Annotated in this window: 26 protein-coding genes; 13 read left to right on the top strand and 13 right to left on the bottom strand. The window is 64.7% G+C overall.

Going from position 1 to position 25,411, the window contains the following annotated elements:
- Positions 1-70: 70 nt before the first annotated feature.
- The 3 genes from asd (at position 71) to CVS48_RS19175 (ending at position 3,571) form a co-directional block, all read left to right on the top strand.
- Positions 71-943, top strand: a complete 873-nt coding sequence (gene asd / locus CVS48_RS19165) for an archaetidylserine decarboxylase (RefSeq protein WP_100855825.1) — start codon at positions 71-73, stop codon at positions 941-943.
- Between the two features lie 137 nt (positions 944-1,080).
- Positions 1,081-2,316 (top strand): alpha-hydroxy acid oxidase, encoded by a 1,236-nt coding sequence (locus CVS48_RS19170; protein ID WP_100855826.1) that lies wholly within the window; start codon positions 1,081-1,083, stop codon positions 2,314-2,316.
- Between the two features lie 82 nt (positions 2,317-2,398).
- Positions 2,399-3,571, top strand: coding sequence for a metallophosphoesterase (locus tag CVS48_RS19175; RefSeq protein WP_100855827.1), 1,173 nt, complete (start codon positions 2,399-2,401; stop codon positions 3,569-3,571).
- 20 nt (positions 3,572-3,591) lie between these two features.
- Here CVS48_RS19175 and CVS48_RS19180 read toward each other — a convergent pair whose 3' ends face one another.
- Positions 3,592-4,059 (bottom strand): Lrp/AsnC family transcriptional regulator, encoded by a 468-nt coding sequence (locus CVS48_RS19180; RefSeq protein WP_100855828.1) that lies wholly within the window; start codon positions 4,057-4,059, stop codon positions 3,592-3,594.
- Between the two features lie 134 nt (positions 4,060-4,193).
- Between CVS48_RS19180 and CVS48_RS19185 the strand changes: the two genes are divergently transcribed.
- Complete coding sequence (locus tag CVS48_RS19185; RefSeq protein ID WP_242001218.1) at positions 4,194-5,348, top strand: MFS transporter; 1,155 nt, start codon at positions 4,194-4,196, stop codon at positions 5,346-5,348.
- 13 nt (positions 5,349-5,361) lie between these two features.
- On the opposite strand, the gene CVS48_RS19190 is transcribed toward CVS48_RS19185, so the two are convergent.
- A complete protein-coding gene (locus tag CVS48_RS19190) occupies positions 5,362-6,183 on the bottom strand; it encodes a MetQ/NlpA family ABC transporter substrate-binding protein (RefSeq protein WP_100857749.1) in 822 nt (273 codons plus the stop codon).
- Positions 6,184-6,434: 251 nt separating this feature from the next.
- On the opposite strand from CVS48_RS19190, the gene rocF reads away from it, so the two are divergent.
- Positions 6,435-7,397: an arginase gene (gene rocF / locus CVS48_RS19195; RefSeq protein ID WP_100857750.1), complete on the top strand. Its 963-nt coding sequence runs from the start codon at positions 6,435-6,437 to the stop codon at positions 7,395-7,397.
- Positions 7,398-7,441: 44 nt separating this feature from the next.
- Here rocF and CVS48_RS19200 read toward each other — a convergent pair whose 3' ends face one another.
- On the bottom strand, positions 7,442-8,182 hold the full coding sequence (locus CVS48_RS19200; RefSeq protein ID WP_100855830.1) for an IclR family transcriptional regulator: 741 nt from the start codon (positions 8,180-8,182) through the stop codon (positions 7,442-7,444).
- 228 nt (positions 8,183-8,410) lie between these two features.
- Here CVS48_RS19200 and CVS48_RS19205 point away from each other — a divergent pair, with 228 nt between their 5' ends.
- Together CVS48_RS19205 and CVS48_RS19210 are read left to right on the top strand one after the other, a co-directional pair.
- On the top strand, positions 8,411-9,619 hold the full coding sequence (locus CVS48_RS19205; protein ID WP_100855831.1) for an ABC transporter substrate-binding protein: 1,209 nt from the start codon (positions 8,411-8,413) through the stop codon (positions 9,617-9,619).
- Between the two features lie 64 nt (positions 9,620-9,683).
- On the top strand, positions 9,684-10,745 hold the full coding sequence (locus CVS48_RS19210) for an alcohol dehydrogenase (RefSeq protein WP_100855832.1): 1,062 nt from the start codon (positions 9,684-9,686) through the stop codon (positions 10,743-10,745).
- Positions 10,746-10,796: 51 nt separating this feature from the next.
- Here CVS48_RS19210 and CVS48_RS19215 read toward each other — a convergent pair whose 3' ends face one another.
- Complete coding sequence (locus CVS48_RS19215) at positions 10,797-11,309, bottom strand: RES family NAD+ phosphorylase (protein WP_100855833.1); 513 nt, start codon at positions 11,307-11,309, stop codon at positions 10,797-10,799.
- Positions 11,306-11,791, bottom strand: a complete 486-nt coding sequence (gene parS, locus CVS48_RS19220; protein ID WP_100855834.1) for a type II RES/Xre toxin-antitoxin system antitoxin — start codon at positions 11,789-11,791, stop codon at positions 11,306-11,308. The genes CVS48_RS19215 and parS overlap by 4 nt, the downstream gene beginning before the upstream one ends.
- Before the next feature lie 155 nt (positions 11,792-11,946).
- Here parS and CVS48_RS19225 point away from each other — a divergent pair, with 155 nt between their 5' ends.
- Both CVS48_RS19225 and CVS48_RS19230 read left to right on the top strand, forming a co-directional pair.
- On the top strand, positions 11,947-12,324 hold the full coding sequence (locus tag CVS48_RS19225) for a DUF423 domain-containing protein (protein WP_050444688.1): 378 nt from the start codon (positions 11,947-11,949) through the stop codon (positions 12,322-12,324).
- Positions 12,325-12,393: 69 nt separating this feature from the next.
- On the top strand, positions 12,394-13,302 hold the full coding sequence (locus CVS48_RS19230; RefSeq protein WP_100855835.1) for a DMT family transporter: 909 nt from the start codon (positions 12,394-12,396) through the stop codon (positions 13,300-13,302).
- A gap of 35 nt (positions 13,303-13,337) precedes the next feature.
- On the opposite strand, the gene CVS48_RS19235 is transcribed toward CVS48_RS19230, so the two are convergent.
- Both CVS48_RS19235 and CVS48_RS19240 read right to left on the bottom strand, forming a co-directional pair.
- Positions 13,338-13,976, bottom strand: coding sequence for a glutathione S-transferase family protein (locus CVS48_RS19235; protein WP_100855836.1), 639 nt, complete (start codon positions 13,974-13,976; stop codon positions 13,338-13,340).
- 3 nt (positions 13,977-13,979) lie between these two features.
- A complete protein-coding gene (locus CVS48_RS19240; protein ID WP_242001450.1) occupies positions 13,980-15,077 on the bottom strand; it encodes a PQQ-dependent sugar dehydrogenase in 1,098 nt (365 codons plus the stop codon).
- A 210-nt stretch (positions 15,078-15,287) separates the two neighbouring features.
- Between CVS48_RS19240 and CVS48_RS19245 the strand changes: the two genes are divergently transcribed.
- Entirely contained in the window at positions 15,288-15,899 is a 612-nt protein-coding gene (locus tag CVS48_RS19245) for a glutathione S-transferase family protein (protein WP_100855837.1), read from the top strand.
- Between the two features lie 48 nt (positions 15,900-15,947).
- Here CVS48_RS19245 and CVS48_RS19250 read toward each other — a convergent pair whose 3' ends face one another.
- Positions 15,948-16,892, bottom strand: a complete 945-nt coding sequence (locus tag CVS48_RS19250) for a LysR family transcriptional regulator (RefSeq protein ID WP_100855838.1) — start codon at positions 16,890-16,892, stop codon at positions 15,948-15,950.
- A gap of 120 nt (positions 16,893-17,012) precedes the next feature.
- Here CVS48_RS19250 and CVS48_RS19255 point away from each other — a divergent pair, with 120 nt between their 5' ends.
- Genes CVS48_RS19255 through cuyB form a run of 3 tightly spaced genes read left to right on the top strand, consistent with a single transcriptional unit; the run spans position 17,013 to position 20,226 of the window.
- The gene (locus CVS48_RS19255; protein WP_100855839.1) at positions 17,013-17,993 is read left to right on the top strand and encodes a Bug family tripartite tricarboxylate transporter substrate binding protein; all 981 of its coding nucleotides are present in this window, start codon (positions 17,013-17,015) and stop codon (positions 17,991-17,993) included.
- Between the two features lie 6 nt (positions 17,994-17,999).
- Positions 18,000-19,481 (top strand): N-acyl-D-amino-acid deacylase family protein, encoded by a 1,482-nt coding sequence (locus CVS48_RS19260; protein WP_100855840.1) that lies wholly within the window; start codon positions 18,000-18,002, stop codon positions 19,479-19,481.
- A 1-nt stretch (position 19,482) separates the two neighbouring features.
- A complete protein-coding gene (gene cuyB / locus CVS48_RS19265) occupies positions 19,483-20,226 on the top strand; it encodes a cysteate racemase (protein ID WP_100855841.1) in 744 nt (247 codons plus the stop codon).
- 93 nt (positions 20,227-20,319) lie between these two features.
- On the opposite strand, the gene CVS48_RS19270 is transcribed toward cuyB, so the two are convergent.
- The 5 genes from CVS48_RS19270 to CVS48_RS19290 form a co-directional block, all read right to left on the bottom strand.
- The gene (locus CVS48_RS19270; protein WP_100855842.1) at positions 20,320-21,021 is read right to left on the bottom strand and encodes an ABC transporter ATP-binding protein; all 702 of its coding nucleotides are present in this window, start codon (positions 21,019-21,021) and stop codon (positions 20,320-20,322) included.
- Positions 21,021-21,788, bottom strand: coding sequence for a high-affinity branched-chain amino acid ABC transporter ATP-binding protein LivG (gene livG, locus CVS48_RS19275; protein ID WP_100855843.1), 768 nt, complete (start codon positions 21,786-21,788; stop codon positions 21,021-21,023). The genes CVS48_RS19270 and livG overlap by 1 nt, the downstream gene beginning before the upstream one ends.
- Positions 21,785-23,020, bottom strand: coding sequence for a high-affinity branched-chain amino acid ABC transporter permease LivM (locus CVS48_RS19280; RefSeq protein ID WP_167401020.1), 1,236 nt, complete (start codon positions 23,018-23,020; stop codon positions 21,785-21,787). Before CVS48_RS19280 ends, livG begins: the two co-directional genes overlap by 4 nt.
- Complete coding sequence (livH, locus tag CVS48_RS19285) at positions 23,020-23,946, bottom strand: high-affinity branched-chain amino acid ABC transporter permease LivH (protein WP_100855845.1); 927 nt, start codon at positions 23,944-23,946, stop codon at positions 23,020-23,022. The genes CVS48_RS19280 and livH overlap by 1 nt, the downstream gene beginning before the upstream one ends.
- A gap of 188 nt (positions 23,947-24,134) precedes the next feature.
- A complete protein-coding gene (locus CVS48_RS19290; protein ID WP_100855846.1) occupies positions 24,135-25,250 on the bottom strand; it encodes a high-affinity branched-chain amino acid ABC transporter substrate-binding protein in 1,116 nt (371 codons plus the stop codon).
- Between the last annotated feature and the right edge of the window lie 161 nt (positions 25,251-25,411).

Consider the following 25,411-nt stretch of genomic DNA (forward strand, 5'->3'; position numbering starts at 1 on the left):
TGCGTCGCTTGCACGGCAACCTTCAACCCCGTCCCGCTGTACGCGGGACGAGTTTTTTCAGCGCTCGTAGATGACGATCAAAGACCAACTATTTCTCGCCAGCCAGTATCTTGCGCCGCATCACCTGGTGTCGCGCTTCTTCGGATACGCCTCAGACTGCCGGGAACCCGCGGTCAAGAATTGGATGATTTCGCGCTTTGTCCGCAAGTACGGCGTGGACATGCGCGAAGCCTTGCAAGAAGACCCGTTGGCCTACGACTGCTTCAACGACTTCTTCACCCGCGCGCTGAAAGACGACGCGCGCCCGCTCGACGATGAACCCGGTTCGGTGCTCTGTCCGGCCGACGGCGCCATCAGCCAATTGGGCGCCATCGAGCAAGGGCGCATCTTCCAGGCCAAGGGCCACAGCTATGGTCTGGTTGACCTGCTGGGCGGCGACGTGGAACGTGCCGCGCCGTTCCAGGGTGGTGAATTCGCCACTGTCTACCTGTCGCCCAAGGACTACCACCGCGTGCACATGCCGGTGGCCGGCACGCTACGCGAAATGGTGCATGTGCCGGGCCGTTTGTTCTCGGTCAACCCGCTGACCGCCCGCAACGTGCCGCGCCTGTTCGCGCGCAACGAGCGCGTGGTGTGCATATTCGACACCGAGCTCGGCCCCATGGCGGTGGTGTTGGTGGGCGCGATGATCGTCGCGTCGATTGAAACGGTTTGGGCCGGCTTGGTCACGCCTTTCAAGCGTCGCGTGAAGTCGGTGCGTTATGACGCCGCCGCACGCGCGCCGATCCATCTGGAGAAAGGCGCGGAGATGGGCCGCTTCAAGCTGGGCTCGACCGCCATTGTGCTGTTTGGTCCGAACCAGATCCGTTGGGCCGACACGCCGTCAGTGCTGGGCCCCGTGCGCATGGGTGAACTGCTGGCCCTGCCTGTCGCCCGGCCCTGACCCGCACCGGAATACGCTTGCACGCCGCTTGCACGCCGCCTGCAAGTTGATTCCAAAAAGCGAATAGGTATGTAGCAATCTATTCGCTTTCATCGATAAATCAGGGTTGTTAGATTACGGGCTTTTACCGGCCCGCCATGACTTCCAACGCCCTGCCCGTTCCTACGCCCGACAGCACGCCGACCACCAGCGCAGCCGCCACCGTGCCGCGCGCGCTTGCCCGCATGCTTAGCCTGGATGACTTTGAAGCCGCGGCGCGCAAGCGCTTGCCCCGGCCTATCTTCGGCTACGTGGCGGGCGCCGCGGAAGACAACCATTCGTTGCACGACAACCGCCGCGCCTTCGCCCAGTACGGCTTCGCGCCCCGCGTACTGGTTGACGTGTCACGCCGCACACAAAGCACGGAAATTTTCGGGCAAAGCTACGCCTCGCCGTTCGGTATCGCCCCCATGGGCATCAGCGCCTTGTCGGCGTACCGGGGCGACGTGGTGCTGGCCCGCGCCGCGCGCGAAGAAGGCATTCCCGCCATCCTCAGTGGCACGTCCCTGATTCCGCTGGAAGACGTGATCCGCGAAGCGCCCGGCACCTGGTTCCAGGCCTATCTGCCGGGCGATCCCGCAAAAATCGACGCCTTGGTCGACCGGGCACGCCGCGCCGGTTATGAAACCTTGGTATTGACCGTCGACATCCCCGTGTCCGCCAATCGCGAAAACAATGTGCGTACCGGCTTTTCAACGCCGCTCAAACCCAGCCTGCGCCTGGCGTGGGACGGCTTGACCCGGCCGCGCTGGCTGGCGGGTACCTTCCTGCGCACCTTGCTGGCTCACGGCATGCCGCATTTTGAAAATTCATTCGCCACGCGCGGCGCGCCCATCGTGTCCGCGTCCGTGCTGCGCGACTTCACCGCGCGCGATCACCTGAATTGGGAACATGTGGCGCGCATACGCCGCCAGTGGCCGGGCACCTTGATCATCAAGGGCATCCTGCATCCGCAAGACGCGGCGCTTGCGCGCCAGCACGGCATCGATGGCGTCATTGTGTCCAACCACGGCGGCCGCCAACTGGATGGCGCCATCTCGCCGCTGCGCGCGCTGCCCCGCGTGGTTGACGCGGCGGGCAGCATGACCGTGATGATGGACAGCGGCGTGCGGCGAGGTGGCGACGTCTTGAAGGCGCTGGCGCTGGGCGCGCGCTTTGTGTTCGTGGGCCGGCCGTTCAACTATGCGGCGGCGGTCGGCGGGCAGGCAGGCGTGGCGCACGCCATCCACCTGCTGCGCGCGGAAGTCGACCGCAACATGGCAATGCTGGGCATCAACAGCCTGCGGGAAATGAATGCGGACTTGCTCTGGCGTGACGGGCCCGGCGGCCACTGAACGGCCTGTTGCTGAACCGGACACGGCCGGGCAGCGCGACGCGGCATAGAATGGCGGTTCCCTGGCCTGCCTCCTACCCGCCGTGTCCCTACGCCAATCCTCGTTCTTCCTGCGCTTTCTGACACTGGGCGCGCTGGCCCACGTCTATGTCGGCGCGCGCTTGATCCCGGACGCGCAGTTGCCCGCCACCGGCGCGGCCGCCGCCATCATCGCCCTGCTGCTGTCGTGCATCCTGATTCCCATGGGGATGCTGGCTCGCTCTTCGGTGAATCCGCCTTGGGGCGACCGCATTGCGTGGGTCGGCCTGATCGCCATGGGACTGTTTTCGTCGCTGTTCGTCTTGACCGTCATCCGGGATGCCGCGCTACTGTTGACCTGGCTGGTGACGCTGCTGGCCAACGCCAGCCTGCCCTGGCTGGACCTGCGCCGCTACAGCGCGTGGGCGGTTGCCGCGCTGGCGCTGGCGGGCACGCTGGTCGGCTTCTACAACGCGCGCAGCCGGGCGCGGGTGGTGGATGTGGACGTGCCCATTGCCGGCTTGCCGCAAGACCTGGACGGCTTCACCATCGTGCAGATCAGCGACGTCCACGTCGGCCCGACCATCAAGAAGCAATACGTACAGGCCATTGTCGATGCCGTGAACGAGCTGCTGCCCGACGTCATCGCCATCACCGGCGACGTGGTCGACGGCAGCGTCGAGCACCTGGCCGAACAAGCCAGCCCGCTGGGGTCGCTGCGCGCGCCTTACGGCGTGTACCTGGTGACGGGCAACCATGAATATTATTCAGGCGCCACGCCCTGGATCGCCGAATTCCGCCGAATGGGCCTGCGCGTGCTGTTGAACGAGCATGCGGTCATCCACCCGTCGGGCTTGCCGATGGTAGTGGCGGGAGTGACGGATTTCGGCGCTGGCGCGTTCGATCCGCAGCACCGCAGCAACCCCAAGGCCGCGCTGGCCGGCGCCCCCGCCGACGCCTGCGCCAAGATCCTGCTGGCGCACCAACCGCGCAGCGCGGCCGCGGCGGAACCGCTGGGCTACAGCTTGCAGTTGTCGGGCCATACGCATGGCGGGCAGTTTTTTCCTTGGGGGTTCTTCGTGCGCTTCCAGCAGCCCTTCACGGCGGGGCTGCACCGGCTGGGCAAGATGTGGGTCTATACCAGCCGGGGCACCGGCTACTGGGGGCCACCCAAGCGGCTGGGCGCGCCGTCTGAAATCACGCGTCTGCGCCTGCGCACGGCGTCGGGGCGCGCCTGAATGGCAACGCGCCGAGGCGCTTAGTCCGCCTGCGGCGCGTTGTCGGGCAAGGGGCCGCGCTCCAGGTAGCTGGTCAGCGCGATGTCGCTGGTGGTGTTGGTGATGCCGTCAATCTGGTGGATGCGGGCCAGCAGCAGCTCCAGCGCCTGCGTGTCGCGCACCCGCACTTTCAGCAGCATGGCGCTTTTACCGGTGATGGTGTGGATCTCTTCCACCTCGGTCAGCTCGGCCAGGCCCAGCACCTGTTGCGTGATCGTCCAGTTGGCGGTGTCCACATGCACGAAGGCCAGCAAGGGCCGGCCGATGCGCGCGCCATCCAGCCGGGCGGCAATGCCTTTGATCAGCCCGTCGCGCTTCAAGCGCTTGACCCGTTCATGCACCGCCGGGGCCGACAGGTTCAATAATTTGCCTAGCTCGGCGTAGCTGGGCGTGGCGTCGTCCGCCAGCAACGTTAATAGTTTTCGGTCGCGATCGTCTAGGTCTGGCATCGGAATCAAGTTCTGCCTTACGGCATTCGGACTTTGATGGAATAAGGAAATATCGGCGTAATCCCTTATTTTATTCCAATAAAATTCGCGGCATGCAGAACCGTAGCAACCGACAACCACACCCCGCATCCTCCGTGCCCGCCTTGATGTTTGCCGTCAGTGTCGTGGGGTCCAACGGCTTGGCGCTAAGCCCCATCCTGACTGACGTGGCGCGCTCGTTTTCAACGTCGGCGCTGACCATCAGCACCGCCATTTCGGCCTACGGCGCGGCCACCGCCGCAAGCGCCTTTTTCCTGGCCGCGCGCATTGACCGCATCGGCATCCGCCGTTCGCTCTTGGGCGCCATGCTGGTGCTGATTGCGGCGCTGATCCTGTCCGCTACCGCGCCGCACTGGATCGTGCTGACCTTGGCGCAAGCCTTGGCGGGCGCGGCGGCGGGTGTCATCCTGCCCGCGGCCTATGGGTCAGCATCGCTGGTGGCGCCTGCCGGGCAAGAGACGCGCACGCTGGGGCGCGTGATTGCCGGGTGGTCGGTGTCCCTGGTGGCGGGCGTGCCCTTGTCCGCGCTGATCTCGGACGCCGTCGGCTGGCGCGCTACCTACGGCACCCTGGCCCTGTGCGCCACGATTGCACTGCTCGGCCTACGCAAGCTGCCGGAACGCCGCGCGGAAAATCCCGCGCCGCTGCGCCTGTCGCGCTTGCTTGCTCCGCTTTCCTATCGCGACGTGCCCGTGCTGCTGCTGGCGTGCCTGGCGTTCTCGTCCGCGTTCTACGGCGTCTACGCCTTCCTGGCCGACCACGTTCGCACGCTGTTGGCGCTAAGCGCCGGCAAGGTGGGCTTCATCGCCTTCGCTTATGGCGCGGGCTTCATGCTGGCGGGGTTTGCCGGCGCGCCGCTGATTGAACGCCTGGGGCCGCGGCGTGCCTTGCCGCTGGCCTTGGCGACCATTGCCACGGTGTATCTGGTGTTGTTGCCCGCTACGCACGCCTTGGCGGCGGTACTGGCCATTGCCGTGCTGTGGGGCGCCGCGTCACAGATCAGCCTGAACCTGCTGGTGTTGCTGCTATCGCGCGCACGGCCCGATGAACGTGGCGCGGTGCTGGGTTTGAATACCTGCACGACGTATCTGGGCGCCAGCGTGGGCACGGCGGTCGCCGGCACGCTGTACACACATGCGGGCTTTGAAGCCTTGGGCGTGTGCGCGTCGGCCGTCGTGGGCCTGGCCGCGCTGGGCCTGCATTGGCGCTTGAACGGCCGCCGCGCCGAACGGCGCGAGGCGGCGGCGTAACGTCCCTTCTGGACTACCAGGGGAACGTGATCAGGTCGCCGTACAAACGCTTCAAGGTCGTTTTGACCTCGGGCGAGTTCTGATAGATGGCAATGAACTTCAGCAAGCGCGGGTCTTGCGCCTTGTCGGGCGTGGTCACCCAGCGGATGGCGTAGCGGCGGATGCTGGCGGGGTCGGTGTTGTCGAACGCCAACCCATCCTTTTCGTTCAGGCCGGCCTGCTTGGCAAAGGTGGTGTAGGTGACCGACGCCGTCACGTCATCAAAGGTGCGCGCCGATTGCGAGCCTTCGATCTGCACGAACTTCAGCTTCTTGGGGTTGGACACCACGTCTTGCAGCGTGGCCTGGTGGGCCACGCCGGGCTTCAGCTTGATCAGCCCGATCGATTCCAGCAGCAGCAAGGCGCGGCCCGTGTTGACCGGGTCATTGGGCACGGCGATGGTCGCGCCGTCCGGCACCGTATCGCCCTTCTTCAGCTTCTTGGAAAACAGGCCGATGGTGGTGGAATAACCATAGGCGATGGGGGTCAGGTTCGCGCCCCGGCGCTGGTTGAATAGCTGCAGAAAGGGCTCGTGCTGAAAGAAATTGGCGTCGACCGAGCCATCGGCCACGGCGATATTGGGCAACACCCAATCATTGAATTCCACCAACTGCACATCCAGGCCTTCTTTCTTGGCCTGGGCAATGGCTTGTTCGGTGGCTTCGTTGGCCACGCTGGCAATCACGCCAATGCGCAAGGGCTTGTCTTGCGCGGTGGCCGTGGCGCAAGCCGCCACGCTCAGGGCCAGCACGGCCGCGCCGCGCGTCAGGGTGGAAAACAACGAATGCAAGTGCATGAAAGCCATCCAAAGGGAATGAAAGCCAGTGCGCGCAAACCATCGGCGCCCCGGCAAAGGGGGGGGCTGACTCGGCGCGCAGCCGCTATTGTGCAGCAGCTTGGCGGTGTGCCCGGCAATAGCCATTGTTGCGCAATGGCGATGGCTGCGCGCGGCGATACCGGACGGCATGGGACGACAGACCGCTGCCACATACGCAAACAGATTGACCCAGCACGTAAGCAAACGGCCGGGGTACTATCCGCCCAATGATGAACCCCACCGGAGCCCGCCGCGTGCAGAACCCTGTTGCCTTGCCTACCCAAATTTCCCTGATCGGCGCGCCCACGGATATCGGCGCGGGCGCTCGCGGCGCGTCGATGGGCCCGGAAGCCTTGCGCGTGGCGGACCTGGGTCCCGTGATCGAAGCGCAGGGGTTTGAAGTGATAGACCGTGGCAACCTCTACGGCCCCGCCAACCCTTGGCTGCCGCCCCACAATGGCTATCGCCATCTGGCGGAAGTTGCCGCGTGGAATCAGGCCGTGCATGACGCCGTCTACGCCGAACTCAGCCAGGGCCGTTTACCCATCCTGCTGGGCGGCGATCATTGCCAGGGCATCGGCTCCATCAGCGCCGTGGCGCGCCATTGCCGCGAAGCCGGCAAGAAGCTGCGCGTGCTGTGGCTGGACGCGCATGCGGACTTCAACACCCATGCGCTTACCCCCACCGGCAATATCCATGGCATGCCCGTGGCCTGCCTGTGCGGCTACGGCCCCGCCGAAATTACCGGCATGTCTGGACAGACGCCCGACATCGAACCCGGCTGGGTACGCCAGATCGGCATCCGCAGCGTGGACCAGGGGGAAAAGCGGCTGGTCCACGAAGCGGGACTGGAAGTGTTCGATATGCGCTATCTGGATGAAATGGGCATGCGCGCCACGATGGACGCCGCGCTGGCGGGCCTGGATGCGGACACGCACCTGCATGTGAGCTTCGATGTGGACTTCCTGGACCCCGGCATCGCGCCCGGAGTGGGCACCACCGTACCCGGCGGCCCCACCTACCGCGAAGCGCAGTTGTGCATGGAAATGATTGCCGACACGGGCTTGATGCGCTCGCTGGACGTGGTGGAACTGAACCCCGCGCTGGACGAGCGCAACAAGACGGCGGAAGTGGCCGTGGACCTGATCGAAAGCCTGTTCGGCAAATCCACGTTGATGCGCCGGGGCAGTTGAGCGCTTCGGCGCTTTCGCCTTTGCGCCTGGCCCTTGAATACCGGCTACCCCTCGCGGGCGCGCCGGATGGCTTGTGCGGCATTCTGCAAATGCGCCAGGTTCCGATCCCGCGCTTCCCACACGCGCGGCGTCGGCCCGGCCATGCATAGCGCGTACCATTCCCCGCCCAAATCCAGCGCCACGGCCAGGCCGGTCAGGTCCGCCACGCTTTCGCCCACGTTCGCCGCCCAACCCTGCGCCTCTACCCGCGCCACCTCGGCCAGCAAGGCCTCGCGCGTGGTCAGTGTGCGCTCGGTATGTCGGGTGTAGTCAGCGGCCGCCAATACACTGTCCCGTTCCGCTGCCGGCAACCGCGCCAGCACCGCCTTGGCCACCGCGCTGGTGTGCAAGGGCCGCCGCTCTCCCGGTCGCGCCGCGTAGTGCACGGGTTGCGTGGATTCCACCACGTCCAGAAACACCACGGCGCCGTCCTGGATCTTGCCCAGCATGACGGTTTCATTGGCCGCATCGCGCAAGGCCAGCAAATGCGGGCGGACATGCTCCAGCCAGGGGTCGCCAGACTGGATCAACGCGCTTAGCGCTTGCAGGCGCGCGGTGGGGTAATAACCGCCGCGCCGCCGCACCTCATACAAATAGCCGCGCGCAACCAGCGTGCGCACCAGCGCCAGACAACTGGACATAGGCGCGCCCAAGCCCTGGGCCAGTTCGGTCAGCGGCATCGGCCGCCGCGCCTGCGCAAAAAGTTCGATCAGATCCAACGTTCGGGCGACAAGCTTCACTTCCATGGTGGCGACCTTTTTCGCGGCGCTACCTGAGCAAAAACGACGAATCTGCTAGGTAATCCACTATGTTGACTTTTCATATGGGCGAACCTAAATTCTTGCACAGGAATTTAATTTCACATACAAGAATTCCACTTCAGCCGGCAGGATTCCGGCTGCCCCCTCGGCGGTTCCGCGTCATCACCAAGAACTCAAACAATCGGCTCGTTTGCGGGCCGGGGAGACAGACAGATGCGTATCAAACCCCTGTTGGCGGCCTCGGCCGCCACGATGGCCGCCTGCGCGGCGCAAGCTCAATCGGATGTGGTGCGCCTGGGCGTATCCAATGACCGATCGGGCATCTACTCGGATTTAGGCGGACAAGGTTCCGAGATGTCGGTGCGCATGGCCGTCGAGGACTTCGGCGGCAAGGTGGCGGGCAAGACCGTGGAAGTGGTGGGCGCCGACAACCAGAACAAGGCGGACGTGGCCTCGGCGCTGGTGCGGCGCTGGTTCGACACGCAAGGCCTGGTTGCCGTGGTGGACGGCGGCGCCAGTTCGGCCGGGCTGGCCGCGCAAGGCGTTGCCCGGGAAAAAGGCGGCACGGCGTTGATCAGCGGCGGCTTTGCGGGCGACTTCAGCGGCAAGCAATGCAGCTCGCTCAGCACGCAGTGGGCGCCCGACACCTACGCCCTGTCGAACGCCGTCGTGAAAAGCGTGGTGCAAGCCGGCGGCAAGTCCTGGTACTTCATCACCACCGATTACGTATTCGGCAAATCGCTGGAAAGCAATGCCACCCGTTTCGTGCAAGAAGCGGGCGGCAAGGTGCTGGGCAGCACGCGCCATCCGCTGGGCGCCCTGGACTTCGCCTCGTTCCTGCTGCAAGCGCAGGCCTCGAAGGCAGAAGTGGTGGGCCTGGCGAGCGCCGGGGGTGACCTTGTCAACCTGATCAAGCAAGCACAGGAATTCGGCCTGACCGGCGGCAAGCAGCGCTTGTTGACCTTCCTGACCTTCATCAACGACGTCCAGGCCATGGGCCTGCCCGTGGCGCAGGGCCTGACCTTTCCCACCGGGTTTTACTGGGACGCCGACGAAGACACCCGCGCCTGGACCAAACGCTGGCAACAGAAGATGGGCGTGACGCGCCCGCCGTCCATCGTGCAGGCGCTGAGCTATGTGGCCACCACGCATTACCTGCAAGCCGCGCAGGCGGCCGGCACCTTCGAGGGCGAAGCGGTCAATAAGAAGATGCGTGAATTGCCCATCACCACCAAGCTCATCAAGAATGCCCGCATCCGCCCCGAGGACGGCCGCGTCATCATGGACCTGTATCTGGTTGAAGTGAAAAAGCCCGCCGAATCCAAGTACCCGGGCGACTTCTACCGCATCTTGTCCACGGTGCCGGGCGACAAGGTGTTCGTGTCGTTGGCCGACAGCGAATGCCCCCTGATCAAAAAGTGAATATCGCGCCACGGCGCGTGGGTGTAGGCTGCTGGCTATAACAACCCCAAACGGAGACATCCCCATGAAGTGCTATTGCGTCGTCAACTTCCGCGAGCCCTTGCAGGAAATGGAGCAGCCCACGCCTACCCCCCAAGGGACACAGGTGCTGTTGAAAGTGCGCGCCGCGGGCGTCTGCCACAGCGATATCCACTTGTGGGAAGGCGGCTACGACCTGGGCCAGGGCCGCACCCTGGCGCTCAAAGACCGCGGCGTGTCGCTGCCGTTGACGATGGGCCACGAAACGGTAGGCAGCGTGGTGTCGGCCGGGCCGGACGCGCAAGGCCTGTCCAACGACAAGAACTACCTGGTGTATCCGTGGATCGGCTGCGGCAAATGCACGCCTTGCCTGGCCGGCATGGAAAACCATTGCAGCGCGCCCGCCTGCCTGGGCGTGCATCGCGCGGGCGGCTACGCCGACCACATCCTGGTGCCCCATCCCAAATACCTGATCGACATCGGCGACCTTGACCCCGCGCAGATCGCGCCGTACGCCTGCTCGGGCCTGACCACGTATTCCGCGCTGAAGAAGATCGGCGCGGACATCTACCGCGAACATCCCGTGGTGATCTTCGGCGCGGGCGGCCTGGGGCTGATGAGCCTGACGCTGATCAAGGCATTGGGTGGCGCGGGCGCCATCGTGGTCGACATCGACCCCGCCAAGCGCGCAGCCGCGTTGGAAGCCGGCGCGCTGGCCGCCATCGACGGCGCCGCGCCGGACGCCGCGCAGCAGATCATCAAAGCCGCGGGCGGCAAGCCGGTTCAGGCCGCGATCGACCTGGTCGGCGCGCCCGCCACCACCTCGCTGGCGTTCGACTTCCTGACCAAGGGCGGCAAACTCATCATCGTCGGCCTCTTTGGCGGGGCCTCGTCATGGCCGATCGCGTTGATTCCCATGAAGGCCATGTCCATCATCGGCAGCTACGTCGGCAACCTGGCGGAATTGCAGGAATTGATGGAATTGGTGCGCGCGGGCAAGGTGCCGCCCATGCCGGTGCACCGCCACGCGCTGGCCGAGGCCGACAGCGTATTGGCCGCGCTGCGGGCGGGCAAGGTAGTGGGCCGTGCGGTACTGACCACTGCTTGAAACCTGGTCAGGCGAAACAAAGGGGAGCCTTGTCGGCTCCCCTTTTCTTGTTCATGCGGCTTTCAAGCGCGGGTCGTACACAAACCGTTCGCGCCGCACCACCACGATATGTTCCGCATCCGGATGCGCCGGATTGATCAGCAGGTTGCAATCGGGCACGCCACGATAAGGCACGATGGCGCTGGGCAATTCAAGCAGCGCCGACACGCCGGATTCCACCCAGTTGTCGCCCACCGCCTGTGAAGCTTCGGCAAACGGCACCGCCTCCCAGAACGGGAAATCGCGCTGCAACTGGTTCACCGTCAACACCTGGCGGGCATCATGGATGGCGCGCGGCACGGCCACTTCAATCAGATAGCGATTGGCTTGTTCGGAGGCCCGCACGGCAAAATGCACCACGGTTTCCAGCACCGCCAACGCCACGCTGGGTGACGTATACACCACCGCCGTGCCCGGGCTGTTGTAGCGCCCGCCCACCGCCGCCGCCCCCGCGCCGCTCAAGTCATCGGCGCGGTACGTGCCGGCCGTGGTGCCGATGCGCCACAGGGAAATGAAATCGCTCATGCGTACACGCCGGCGGCCGCCCGGGCCAGGGTGTCTTCAACGATGCGGCTGCTGGCGTCCGAGGTCAGCAAGGACAACGGCTTGACGTTGCCCAACGCAGGCACGGGCGTGTTCAGCCACTGCACGGCCTCGTCGTCGCTGCCCAGCACCTGACGCGCCACGCGCGCTACGCGGGCCACGCGCGCCAGCCGGTCGGATTCGCCCAGCGGCAGCATCTGCCCTTCCCGGGTCCAGCGCGACAGCGATGCGGCCTTGACCTCGGTGATGGCCATGATTTCGGACTTGGGCACTTGCAGGAAATCGGCCGCGTCGTCCACCATCTGCGCGGGCAGGCCCCGGCGCACGTCGCGCGCCATATCGCTTAGCGGGCTGTCCACCAGCTCCTGGAACAACTGCTTGGCGCGCGCCGTTGCGCGGCGAGGCGGGCGGGTGGCGGCAGCGCCGCGCTTGTCTGCCGATTTTCCGGGAATGGCGATGGTCATCATGCGCTCCTGACTATATGTTCCAAACAGAATTTATGATATCCCGTTTGGAAATCCCGCCGCAAGCCGCAAAGCCACGCCTGTTCGCCCCGGCCTGCACCGGAATTGGGCATATCATAGGCGGCGTTACACACGATCACTTACAAGGACTGGCAATGACGGACCGGCAGTTGACGATACTTGCGGCGTTGAATCTCATGGTGGCGGTAGGCGCGGGCGCTTTCGGCGCGCATGGCCTCAAGCGCATGCTGACGCCAGAGCTGCTGTCCGTCTGGCAGACGGGCGTGCTGTATCACCTGATCCACGCGCTGGGCCTGTTCGTCATCGCACTGCTGGGCGCCCGCTTCGGTTCGCCCTTGCTGTCCGCCGCCGGCGTGGTGATGTTTGTGGGCATCGTCCTGTTCTCAGGCAGCTTGTACACGCTGTCGCTGACGGGCGTGCACTGGCTGGGCGCGGTTACCCCCTTAGGCGGAACCGCCTTCCTGGCCGCCTGGGCCATGGTCGCGCTGGCGGCCTACCGCGCCCAGGGCTGACCCTCATCACATCGTTCGCACGTCTCCTTTCCCCACGGCGGCAGGAACCGCCGCCCTTGCAGGTTTCCGATGTCTTCCTCATCTGTATTGCCCGCCGCCCGGGACCACTCCGCCTTCGCAGGCATCGCCTGTGTGGTGGGCGGCATCTTTTTTCTGACGCTTAGCGACGCCAACGCCAAATGGCTGGGCGAGCACTACAACCCGCTTCAAATCCTGTTCCTGCGCGCACTGATCGCGCTGCCTTTCGTGACGGCGCTGGCCTTGTGGCTGGGCGGCCGGCGTGTGCTGCGCACCACGCATCCCGGGCTGCATCTGGTGCGCGGCGCCATCAACGTCGTGTCGGCCTGTTGCTTTTATCTGGGCCTGCGCGCGCTGCCCTTGGCTGAAGCCACCGCCATCGCCTTCGCGGCGCCGCTGTTCGTGACGGCGCTGTCGGTGCTGATCCTGAAAGAGCGTGTGGACGGCAAGCGCTGGCTGGCCGTGCTGGCCGGTTTTGTCGGCGTGCTGATCGTGGTGCGCCCGGGCTCGGCGGCATTTCAGGCGGCCACGCTGTATCCCCTGACCACGGCCCTGCTTTACGCAGTGATGATGATCACCGCGCGCGGCATCAGCCGGGGCGAAGGCATGTTGACGACCACGTTCTACATCGTGCTGGGGCAATTGCTGTGCAGCGCGGTGGGCTTGCCCTGGGTATGGCAGACGCCCACCGTCGAGCATCTGCCTTACTTCGGCGGCATCGCGCTATTCAGCACGCTGGGGCTGGCGTTGATCACGCAGGGCTTTCGGATTGGCCCTGCCTCGGTCGTGGCGCCGTTCGACTACACCGGCCTGATCTGGGCCACGATACTGGGCTGGATTTTCTGGCGTGAAGCGCCCGACGCCTATGCCTATCTGGGTGCGCTCTTCATCGCGGGTAGCGGTGTGTACATCGCCGTGCGCGAGGCCCGCGCAAAGAGCAAGCGCCGCGGCAAGTCATAACGCCGCGGCCCGGGCGTTGCGCCCTTTGAGTCCGGCTATTCAGTCGGCGCGGGGAAATTGCGGCGCAATACCCGCGCCACATTCGGTTCCAGCGCCGCCTCGCGCGCCACCGCCGCCAAGGCCGGGCATTCCGCCTGGAACCACGCAGCCCCTGGACGCCACCGCGTCATGACAGTCACATACAGGTCCAACGCGGAAAACCGCCGGCCCAACATGTGGGGCGACCCGGCCTGCTGCTCAAGTTCCTTCCATAGCTCCGCGCGCCGGGTATGCACGCGCTCGCGCAGCAAGTCAGCCGCCGCGCCCTCGCCCGCCCATTGCGACGGAATATCGCCGTACGTGAACGTGGGGTACACCGCGCCGACCAGGCGCATCAGCACATTCAGAAAATACGCGCGTTCAGGCTTGTCGGCTGATGGCGCCAAGCCGGCCTGCGGCGCCACGTCGTTCAGGTGCAGAATCATCGCCGCGCTTTCTGTCATGACCTCGCCTTCGGGCGTGATCAGCGTCGGCACCTGCCCCAAGGGGTTCAGTTGCAGCAGGCGGTCGCGTTCGGGGCCGGGCTTCAGATAGGGCACGTCCGTCAACGTATGCGGCACGTTGGCCAGCACCAGCGCCATCTCGACAATGGCCGACCCGCACCCGGCCGATCCGATCAACTCGTAGGTCTTCATCGCTTACCCTCCAGATTGCACCGGCGCTACCCGCAGCAATTGGCCGGGCGAGGCGTCAGTCAGCACATACACATAGCCGTCCGGCCCTTGCCGCACGTCGCGTATCCGGCTCTTGCGGTCCACCAGCAGCCATTCCTGGCCCACGACACGGTTGCCGTCCAGCGTCAGGCGGATCAGGTTCTGATTGCCCAAGGCGCCGATGAATACCGAATTCTTCCAAGCCGGAAAACGGTCGGCATCGTAGAAAGCCATGCCGCTGATGGCGGGCGACTTTGCCCACCAGAACAGCGGCGGTTCCGTGCCCGGCGCGGTTTCTCCCTTGGCCTCGGGGATGCGCAGGCCCGAATAGTTGATGCCATGCGTGGCCAATGGCCAGCCATAGTTCTTGCCCGGCTGAACCAGGTTGATTTCGTCGCCGCCACGGGGGCCGTGTTCGTTTTCCCAAAGATCACCCGACCAGGGGTTGATCGCCATGCCCTGCGGGTTGCGATGGCCGTAGGACCAGATCTCGGGCCGCGCGCCGGCCTTGCCCACGAAGGGGTTGTCCTCGGGCACCGAGCCATCAAGCTTCAGGCGCACGACCTTGCCTTGCAATTTGTCCAGATCCTGCGCGGTGGGACGCTGGTTGTTTTCACCCAGCGCAATGAAAAGATGGCCCTTGCCGTCGAACACCAGGCGCGAACCGAAATGCAGGCCGGACGACAACTTCGGCATTTGCCGGAACAGCACCTTGAAATCTTCCAGGCCGCTGGCATCGTCCGACAGCCTGCCCCGGCCAACCGCCGTACCGCTCTTGTCGCCATCGGATTCGGCATACGACAGATACACGTACCGGTCCTTCGCGAAGTCCGGCGACAGCGCCACATCCAGCAAGCCGCCCTGCCCGCGCGCGGCCACCTTCGGCACCCCGGACAGCGGCTTGGACAAGCCGCCCGGCGTACGCAGCAAACGCAGCGTGCCGGGCCGTTCCGTGATCAACATTCCACCGTCAGGCAGGAACGCCATGGCCCAGGGATGGTCCAGGCCACCCACCACCGGCGTCACACGCGCGGCCACGGAAGGCGGTTCCTGGGATGCATGTGCAGGCTTGGCCAATACCATGGCGCCCGCCATGAGCAGCGTTGAAACCGAAAAAAGTGAGATCGCGCGCGTGCTCGCGGCGGTGCGTGACTGCATGGACATCTCCGGCGGCAAAGGGCTGAATGCGGGGGCGGCGGCTATGACAAGCTGGCGCGAAGCGCCCAGCGGGTGGCGTACCATAGCGCCCAGGGACGGGAGCCTCCCGTTCTTCCTTTCCGGAGACCCCATCGCATGAAACTGTACTACATGCCCGGCGCGTGCTCGCTCGCTTCCCACATTGTTCTTGAGTGGGTCGGCCAGCCCTACGAAACGCACCAGCTCAGCCGTGAAGCGCTCAAGGCCCCTGAATTTCTGAAGGTGAATCCGCTGGGCGCCGTGCCCGCGTTGACCGATGGCGACTGGACCCTGACGCAGAACGTCGCCATCCTGGAATACATTGCCGAACAGGCGCCGCAAAGCAAACTGCTGGGCGATGGCAGCGCGCGCTCGCGGGCGGAAGTGCGCCGCTGGCTGGGCTTCATCAATTCCGACATCCACAAGACGTTCTCGATGATCTTCGGCGCGTCCCGCTTCCTGGGCGACGAAGGCGCGCAGAAGGAACTGGCCGGCTCGGCCTCCAAGCTGCTGACCAAGCTGTTCTCGCAAATCGATGCGCAACTGGCGGGCAAGTCGTACCTGGCGGGCGACGCGCCCTCCATCGCGGACGCCTATCTGTACGTGGTGCTGCGCTGGGCGCGCGCCAAGGAAGTGGACCTTGCCGGTCAAGACAATCTGGCGGCATTCGAAAAGCGCATGGAAGCCGACAAGGGCGTCCAGGCCGCGCTGAAGGCCGAAGGGCTGTAAAGCGGGTAAGCCAAACGGGGGGAAGCCTACTGGCGAACTAGCCCAGGCTCAGCCCGCATCTGCTTCCCCTTCCAGCGTCTTCTTCACTGCCGCCAGAAACCGCCGCGCCAGCAATGGCGGCGCGCTCAGGTTCGAATACGTGGCCCACACCTCGACACTGGCTTCGGGCGCGATGGGCCGCAACACCATATGCGCCGACTGTTCGGTCGATACGCACCAGGTGTCCACCAGCGCCGGCCCCAGGCCTTGCTGCACGAACGAACACGCGGTGACCGGTGAATGCACTTCGATCGCCGCGGCATGGCGCGGCCCGTCGCCAAAAAACGGTTGCAGCGCGCGTCCCAATGGCGTGTCGCGGGGGTAGCCGATCCAGGCGGCGGACGAGAAATCCTCGGGCTGCACCACCTTGTGGCTGGCCAGGGGATGGGCCGGCGGCATCACGCACACCACGGGCACCTGCGCCAGGCGCACGGACGTCAGGTTGGGGTGATCGGGCGGCTGCATCGAAATGCCGATATCCGCCTGCCCCGACAAGAAGTACGCCGCCAACTCATCGAACGTGACGCTGCGGTAGTCCACCCGCGCACCCGCGTTGCGGCCGCGAAAGCGCTCAAGCGCCATCGGAATCAAGCGCTGCCCGAAGCTGGCGCTGGCCACGATCTTCAACATGCCCGCGCCGGACTGCCCCAGGCTGGCGGCCAGATCGTTCACGCGCTGGATGCCGCCATACACCAGCTCCACCTCGGCATACAGCCGGCGCGCCTCGGCCGTGGGCGACAAACGGCTCTTGACCCGTTCGAACAAGCGATAGCCCAGGCGGCTTTCCGTCAACGCCAGCACCCGGCTGACAGCGGGCTGCGACACATGCAGCATGCGCCCCGCGCTGCTGATGGACCCCGACATCATGATGGCCCGAAAAACCTCGATCTGACGCAGGTTCAGCGGGCGCCCCGCGCTGGGACCGACCTCATCCGCATAGCCTTCTACATCCACTTTTATTCCCCTTGACCAATAACGGCGGATTATAGGATTGCCACATTTTTCGATGATGCAGTGCCGCAACGCGGGTGTAATCTGCGCCCGTCACCACAACAAAACAAGGGGAATACCACCATGCATCGCACCTTCTTCCGCAGCGTATCCGCGCTGGCGCTCAGCGCCGCCCTGATCGGCACCGCCTCGGCCGCCGGCACCTATCCCGACAAGCCCATCACCTTCGTGGTGCCCTCGGCCGCGGGCGGTTCGCCCGATGTGCTGTCGCGCCTGATCACCACGCAAATCGCCAAAGACACCGGCGCCACGATGGTGATTGAAAACCGCCCGGGCGCGGCCGGCAACATCGGCATCTCGCTGATCAAGCGCGCCGCCGCCGACGGCTACACCGTGGGCTACGGCAACATCAACACGCTGGCCGTGAACCGCTCGCTGTTCAAGCGCCTGCCCTATGACGTGGACCAGGACCTGACCCCGGTCGCGCATATGTTCGACCTGTACAACGCGCTGATCGTGCCGGCCGAATCGCCCGTCAAAAGCGTGCAAGACCTGATCGACCGCGCCAAGAAGGAACCCGGCCGCCTGTCCTACGGCGCATCGGGCGTGGGCACCACCGGCCACATGGGCGGTGAACTCTTCAAGAGCATGGCCAAGGTGGACGTCATGTTCATCCCGTACAACGGCGGCCCCGCCGCCATCCAGGACCTGCTGGGCGGCCGCCTGGACTACCTGTTCGTCAACACCTCGGAAGCCGCGCCGCTGGTTGCCAGCGGCAAGGTGCGCGCCATTGGCGTCAGCAGCCTGAAGCGCCTGGCGCTGATGCCCGACGTGCCCACGCTGGATGAATCCGGCTTGAAGGGTTATGAAACCGTGGCCTGGGGCGGTGTTGTCGCCCCCAAGGGCACGCCGCCGGAAGTGGTGACCACGCTGAACGCCGCCATCCAGAAAGCACTGCAAGCTCCCGAAGTGCGTACCGGCCTGGCCACGCTGGGCGCTGAACCCGCCACCGGCTCGCCGCAGGAATTCAAGCAATTGATTGATCGCGAAACCGCCAAGTGGAAAAAGATCATCGACACCGCTGGCATCGAAAAGCTGGACTAAGCACTCATGACCTTGCCCACCTTGCAGGCTGACTTCATCGTGGCGGGCGCCACGCTTATCGACGGCTCGGGCGGCCCCGCCCAGCCGGGCGACCTGGCCGTGCTGGGTGAGCGCATCGTGGCGGTGGGCAGCTTTGCCCACCCCACGGGCGTGCCGGTGATAGACGGGCGCGGTCAGGTGCTGGCGCCCGGCTTCATTGATTCCCACACCCACGATGACGGCTATCTGCTGGCGCATCCCGACATGCTGCCCAAGGTGTCGCAAGGCATCACCACTGTCGTCACCGGCAACTGCGGCATCAGCCTCGCGCCGCTTCAGCGCGACAACATTCCGCAGCCGCTGGACCTGCTTGGCCCCGCCGAGCTGTTCCGCTTTGCCACGTTCCGCGCCTGGATGGACGCGCTGCGCAGCACGCCCGCCGCGGTCAACGTGATTCCGCTGGTGGGTCACACCACCTTGCGGGTGGCCGTGATGGACGATACCTCGCGCGCCGCCAACGACATCGAACGCGCCGCCATGCGTGGCCTGCTGCAAGAAGCGCTGGACGCGGGCGCCTTCGGCGTATCCACCGGCACCTTCTACCCGCCCGCCAGCGCCGCGCCCACCGATGAAATCATCGACGTTTGCCTGCCCTTGAAGGCAGCCAAGCAAGTGGGCCGCCCCGGCCTGTACGCCACCCACCTGCGCGACGAGGCCGATCACATCGTGCCCGCCATGGAAGAGGCGCTGCTGATTGGCCGCGAACTCGATTGCCGCGTGGTGTTCTCGCACCACAAGCTGGCCGGCGAACGCAACCACGGCCGCACCCGCGAAACGCTGGACCTGATCAACCGCGCCGCCGCCAGCCAACCCGTCTGCCTGGACTGCCACCCCTACCCCGCCACGTCCACCATGCTGCGGCTGGACCGCGCGCGGCTGGCCAGCCGCACAATGATCACGTGGTCCAAAGGCTACCCCGAGGCCACCGGCCGCGACTTCGCCGAGGTCATGCAAGAGCTGGGCCTGGACGACGAGGCCGCCGTCGCCCGCCTGGCGCCCGCCGGCGCCATCTACTTTCTGATGGACCCCACCGACGTCAAACGCATCTTCGCGCATCCGCTGACGATGGTCGGCTCTGACGGACTGCCCTTTGACCCTCACCCGCACCCACGCCAATGGGGTACCTTCACCAATGTGTTGCGCACGATGGTGCGCGAACAGCAACTGCTGTCCTTGGAAGCGGCCATCCACAAGATGACCGGCCTGGCGGCTGACCAATATGGCATCGCCGGGCGCGGCCTGCTGCGCCAGGGTTATCATGCTGACCTGGTGCTGTTCGACCCCGCCACCGTGACGGATACGGCGACGTTTTCAGCTCCCATTCAGGCAAGCCAGGGCATCCACGCGGTGTGGGTCAACGGCAAGCAGGTCTGGGACGGGGAACAAACCAGCACGCAACGCCCGGGCCACGTATTGACGCCCGGTGATGCATCAGTTCGGAGTACATAAAGTGAACACGTTTTCCCAGGGCTGCTACCTGGGTGTATTGGGCGGAATGGGGCCCATGGCCGGCGCGGCCTTTGCCCTACGCCTGGCGGCGCTGACGCCCGCCGCGATTGACCAGCAACACATCCCCACCTTGTTGCGCAACGATCCCCGCATTCCCGACCGCTCCAGCGCCTATATGGCCGGCGGCGAAAGCCCCCTGCCCCATATGGTTCAAGGCGTGCGCTTTCTTGAGGAAGCCGGCGCGCAACTGATCGCCATCCCGTGCAACACGGCCCATCTCTGGTACGCCGACATCGCGGCCAGCACGGGCGTGCCGGTGCTGCACATCATTGAAGCGGTCATCGACGACCTGCGCCGCCTTGGCCTGCCACTTGGCCGCATCGGCCTGATGGGCACGGCCGCCACGCTGAAACTGGGCTTGTACCAAAAGCACCTTCAGGCGCAAGGCTACGAGTGCCTCGTGCCCGACGACGACGAGGTCGAACGCTACTGCATGGGGTCCATACGCGCCGTCAAGGGCAACCGCCTGGAAGAAGCCTTCGCCCCCGCCGCCGAGTGCATTGCCCGCCTGAAGGCGCGCGGCGCCGACGCCGTGGTGCTGGGCTGCACCGAACTGCCGCTGGCGGTGCCGCATGCGCTGCGCCCCAGCCTGGGCGTGACGCTCACGGATTCGATCGACGCGCTGGCCCGCGCGGCCATCGCACATTACGAAGCGGACCTGGCCAAGCAACGCATCGCCGCCTGAACGGCGACGCGCAACCCCGCGCGAAGGCAAAAAAAAAGCGCATCTTCCGATGCGCCCGAATTTCCCTTCGCGGGGAAGCCGTCAACGTAGTGCTTATCCGCCCAGGTAGGCCTTGCGGACTTGATCGTTGACCAGCAAATTGGCGCCCGTGTCTTGCAACACAACGCGACCGTTTTCCAGCACATAACCGCGATCGGCCACGCCCAGCGCCTTGTTCGCGTTCTGTTCCACCAGGAACACCGTCACGCCCTGCTCGCGGATCTCGCGGATGATGTCGAAGATCTGCGCGATCACCAGCGGCGCCAGGCCCAAGGTGGGTTCGTCCAGCAACAACAAGCGCGGCCGAGTCATCAGCGCGCGGCCGATGGCCAGCATCTGCTGTTCGCCGCCCGACATCAACCCCGCGCGTTGCGCCGCGCGCTCTTTCAAGCGCGGGAACAAGCCATAGACGTGGTCGATGCCCGCCTCGATCTCCGAGCGCTTCGAGAAGAAGCCGCCCATCATCAGGTTTTCGGCAACCGTCAGGTCTTTGAACACCCGCCGGCCTTCAGGCGAAATGGCGATGCCACTGCGCATGATGTGGTGCGTGTCCTTCTGGGTGATGTCTTCGCCATCAAACGTGATCTTGCCTTCACGCGCCCGAGGGTTGCCGCACACCGTCATCAATAGCGTTGTCTTGCCGGCGCCATTGGCGCCGATCAGCGTCACGATTTCGCCCTGGTTCACTTCCACCGACACGCCGTTCAATGCCTGAATGGCGCCGTAGTACGTGTGTATGTTTTCCAGCTTAAGCATCATTCCTCCCCCAGGTACGCTTTGATCACGCGCTCGTCGTTGCGCACCGCATCGGGGGTGCCCGTCGTGATGGGCTTGCCGTGTTCCATGACGAGGATACGGTCGGAAATGCCCATGATCAGGCTCATGTCGTGCTCGATCAGCAGCACGGCCACGCCGAATTCGCGCCGAAGCTGGTCGATCAGCGCTTGCAGATCGCGCTTTTCCTGCGGGTTCAGGCCGGCTGCCGGCTCGTCAAGCATCAGCAGGCGCGGCTTGGTGATCATGCAGCGCGCGATTTCCAGGCGGCGCTGGTGCCCGTAGGCCAGGTTGCCGGCCTCGCGGTTGGCAAACTCACGCAGCCCCATGAAATCCAGCCACTGCGCCGCACGCGCCAGCGCATCGGCTTCCGACTGTCGATAGCCCTTGAGCTTCAACAGGCCGGGCAGCAGCCGGGATTCCACCTGGGTGTGCTGGGCCACCAACAGGTTTTCCAGGACGGTCAACTGCTTGAACAGCCGCACGTTCTGGAAGGTGCGCACCAGCCCGTGGCGGGCCACCTTGTGGCTGGGCAAACCGTTGATCGGCTTGCCGTCCATGATGATTTCGCCCGCGGTGGGCGCATAGAAGCCGCCCACGCAATTGAACACCGTGGTCTTGCCGGCCCCGTTGGGGCCGATGATGGCGAACACCTCGTCGGATTTAACCTCGAACCCCACGCTGTCCACGGCCAACAGGCCGCCGAACCGCATGGTGAGTCCGGATACTTTCAGCAATGCCTCGCTCATTTAGACAGCTCCACGTGGGGACGCTTCATGGGCAACAACCCCTGCGGACGCCACATCATCATCAACACCATCACCAGACCGAACATCAGCATCCGGTATTCGGCGAACTCGCGCGCCAGCTCGGGCAAGACGGTCAGCAAGATGGCCGCCAGAATCACGCCCACCTGCGAACCCATGCCGCCCAGAACCACAATGGCCAGAATCAGCGCCGATTCAATGAAGGTAAACGACTCCGGGTTCACCATGCCCTGACGCGCTGCGAAGAACGCGCCGCCAAAACCGGCGAACGTGGCGCCCAGCGTGAACGCCGACAGCTTGATGCGCGTGGGGTTCAGCCCCAGCGAGCGGCATGCGATTTCATCTTCGCGCAACGCTTCCCAGGCGCGGCCGACCGGCATGCGGATCAGGCGCGTGGACACGGCAAGCGTAATCAGCGCCAGCAGCAAGGCCATCAGATACAGATAGATCACCATGTGCTGGTTGTTGAAGGTCAGCCCGAAGAAGTCATGGAACGTCGTGCCGCCTTCCGTACTGGCACGGCGCGACATTTCCAAACCGAACACCGTGGGCTTGGGAATACCGGAAATGCCGTCCGGGCCACCCGTCAGCGTGTTCAGGTTGATGAGCAGCAGGCGGATCATTTCGCCAAAGCCCAAGGTCACGATAGCCAGATAGTCGCCCCGCAGCCGCAGCACCGGAAAGCCCAGCACGAAACCGAACAAGGCCGCCATCGCGCCCGAAAACGGCAGCGCTTCCCAGAAGCTCCAGCCGCCCCAGTGATACAGCAGCGCGTACGTGTACGCGCCCACCGCATAGAAGCCGACAAAGCCCAAGTCCAGCAAGCCGGCAAAACCCACCACGATGTTCAGGCCCAGGCCCAGCATCACGTAGATCAGCACCAGCGTGGCAATGTCGACCGAGCTGCGGCCTGAGAAGAATGGCCACACCACCGCTATCGCCAGCAGCAACAGCATCAGCCCCTTGTGGGTCTTGGCGGGCGCCGCCGGCAAGGTCGGCAGCGCCGTTTTCAGTTTGCGGAACGGCGCGGCGATCCAGGGCCGCAGCATCTGGAAGGCGAACACCACGGCCGCGGCAAGCGCCACCAGCCCCCAGTTCGGTTCCATCGATGTGCGCGCGCCCTGACGAATCAGTTGCAGGCCAAACACCGGCGTAACGATCACCGCCGTCAGCACGGCCGCCATCGTGGCGTTTTTAAGATTGTTCTTAGACATCAGACTTTTTCCACCTCAGGTTTGCCCAGCAGCCCGGTGGGACGGAACAGCAGAATCAGGACCAGCAGCGAGAACGCCACGATGTCCTTGTACTGCGACGAGATATACGCAGCCGCAAAGGTCTCGGCCAAGCCCAGCAGCACGCCGCCCAGCATCGCGCCGGGGATGCTGCCGATGCCGCCCAGCACCGCCGCCGTAAAAGCCTTGATGCCGGCCAGGAAGCCGATGAAGGGATTCAGCTTGCCGATGGTGATGGCGATCAGCACGCCGCCCACCGCCGCCAGGATGGCACCCATCACGAACGTGAACGAGATCACGCGGTTGGTGTCGATGCCCAGCAGATTGGCCATGTGCATGTCTTGCGAGCAGGCGCGCGAGGCGCGGCCCATGCGGGAATACTTGATGAACAGCGTCAGGCCGATCATCAGCACCACCGTCACCACGATGATCATGATGCGCGAATACGGCACCGTCACGTCGAAGTCGGATCCCATGTGGAACTGGACGGCGCCGGATACCAGCGAGGGCACGGCCATGTCGCGCGCGCCTTGGCCCAGGGCCACCCAGTTCTGCAGGAAGATCGACATACCGATCGCCGAGATCAGCGCCACCAGGCGGGGGCTGCCTCGCACGGGCCGATAGGCAACCCGCTCGACCGAAAAGCCATACACGCCGGTCACGGCAATGGCCACGAGCAACATGGAGGCAATGATGAATGGCATCGGCAAACCGCTATTGGTGCCGATGGCCGTCAAGGTGACCAGGCCCACATAGGCGCCGATCATATAGATTTCGCCGTGGGCGAAGTTGATCATCCCGATGATGCCGTAGACCATTGTGTAGCCGATGGCGATCAACGCGTAGATCGCGCCCAGGGACAATCCGTTGAAGAATTGCTGGGTAAGTTGGGGTATGAGGTCAGACATTATCTAATGCTCCAAATGGTTCCGGCCCCGGTGGAGAGACCCGGAGCCGGAAACCTGGGCGGTTTTTCTAAGGGCCTGTGGTCACCGCTTGCCGGCCGCACAGCGCTTTTGGCGCTTCGCTACGCGGATTACGGCACAACGAAGACAACAGGCCCTACACGCCGGCACCGCGCCGGCGGATCGCGAGTTTACAGCTGGGTCTTTTTACCGTCCTTATCCCACTTGTAGACGGCAAATTCGAAGTTCTTCAAATCGCCCTTGGCGTCGTATTCGACCTTGCCGATGCCGGTGTTGAAGGTGGTCTTGTGCATGTAGTCCGCGACCTTGGCGGGGTCTTCGCCCACGGCGTTGATGCTGTCGACCAGGATTTGCACGGCGGCATAGGCCGGCATCTGGAAGGCGCCGTCCGGATCGCGCTTGGCGTCCTTGAAGGCCTTCACGATGCCTTCGTTGCCCGGCAGCTTGGTGAAGTCAGCCGGCAGCGTGACCAGCAGGCCCTCGATGGCCGGACCGGCAATGGCCACCAGATCCTGGTTGGCAGTGCCTTCCGGACCCATGAACTGCACCTTCAGGCCTTGTTCACGCGATTGGCGCAGCAGCAGGCCCAGTTCGGGGTGGTAGCCGCCGAAGTAAACCAGGTCCACGCCCGCGGACTTCAGCTTGGTGATGATGGCCGAGTAGTCGCTATCGCCAACGTTGATGCCTTCAAACAGCGACACATTGACGTTCTGCTTGGCCAGCGCGTCCTTGACCTGGGTGGCGACCCCCGAGCCGTAGGTTTGCTTGTCGTGCAGGATGGCGACGTTCTTGGGCTTGAGGGTCTTGGCAATGTAGTTGGCGGCGTACGGACCTTGCTGGTCGTCGCGGCCAATGGTGCGGAAGAAGAAATGCGGCTTGATGGTGTCGGTCACCAGCGGCGACGTGGCGCCCGGGGTGATGCCGACAATGCCCTCTTCCTCGTACACCTTCACGGCGGCCACGGTGACGCCCGAGCAAGCATGGGCCACGGCGAACTTGGCGCCGGAGTTGACCACGCGGTTGGCGGCCGGAACAGCCTGCTTGGGTTCGCAGCCGTCGTCGATCAGGATAGGTTCAAGCTTCTTGCCCTTGACGCCGCCCTTGGCGTTGATGGTCTCGATGGCGGTCAAGGCGCCGGCCTGGATCTGGTCGCCATATTGGGTGTTGGGGCCGGTCATGGGCTGGGGAATGCCAATCTTGATGGTGTCGGCGGCGTGTGCGGCGCCCGCCAAGGCAAGTGCCCCAAGCGCCATGGCTACCGGGGTAAGGCGATTCAGAAACTTCATGCGGAGTTCTCCAGCGAGGTTTTGAGCGGCTCTGATTGAAACGGCTTGTCGGGTGGATACCCCGCCATCCGTATCTCGCGTCGCCGGCTTCTTGGGCAAAAACACGGTGTGGGCGGTATTCTGGGAGCAAGCCGACATACTGTCACTGCGTGTAATCCCCA

It is taken from the genome of Achromobacter spanius, from assembly GCF_002812705.1.
GTDB lineage: Bacteria > Pseudomonadota > Gammaproteobacteria > Burkholderiales > Burkholderiaceae_B > Achromobacter > Achromobacter spanius.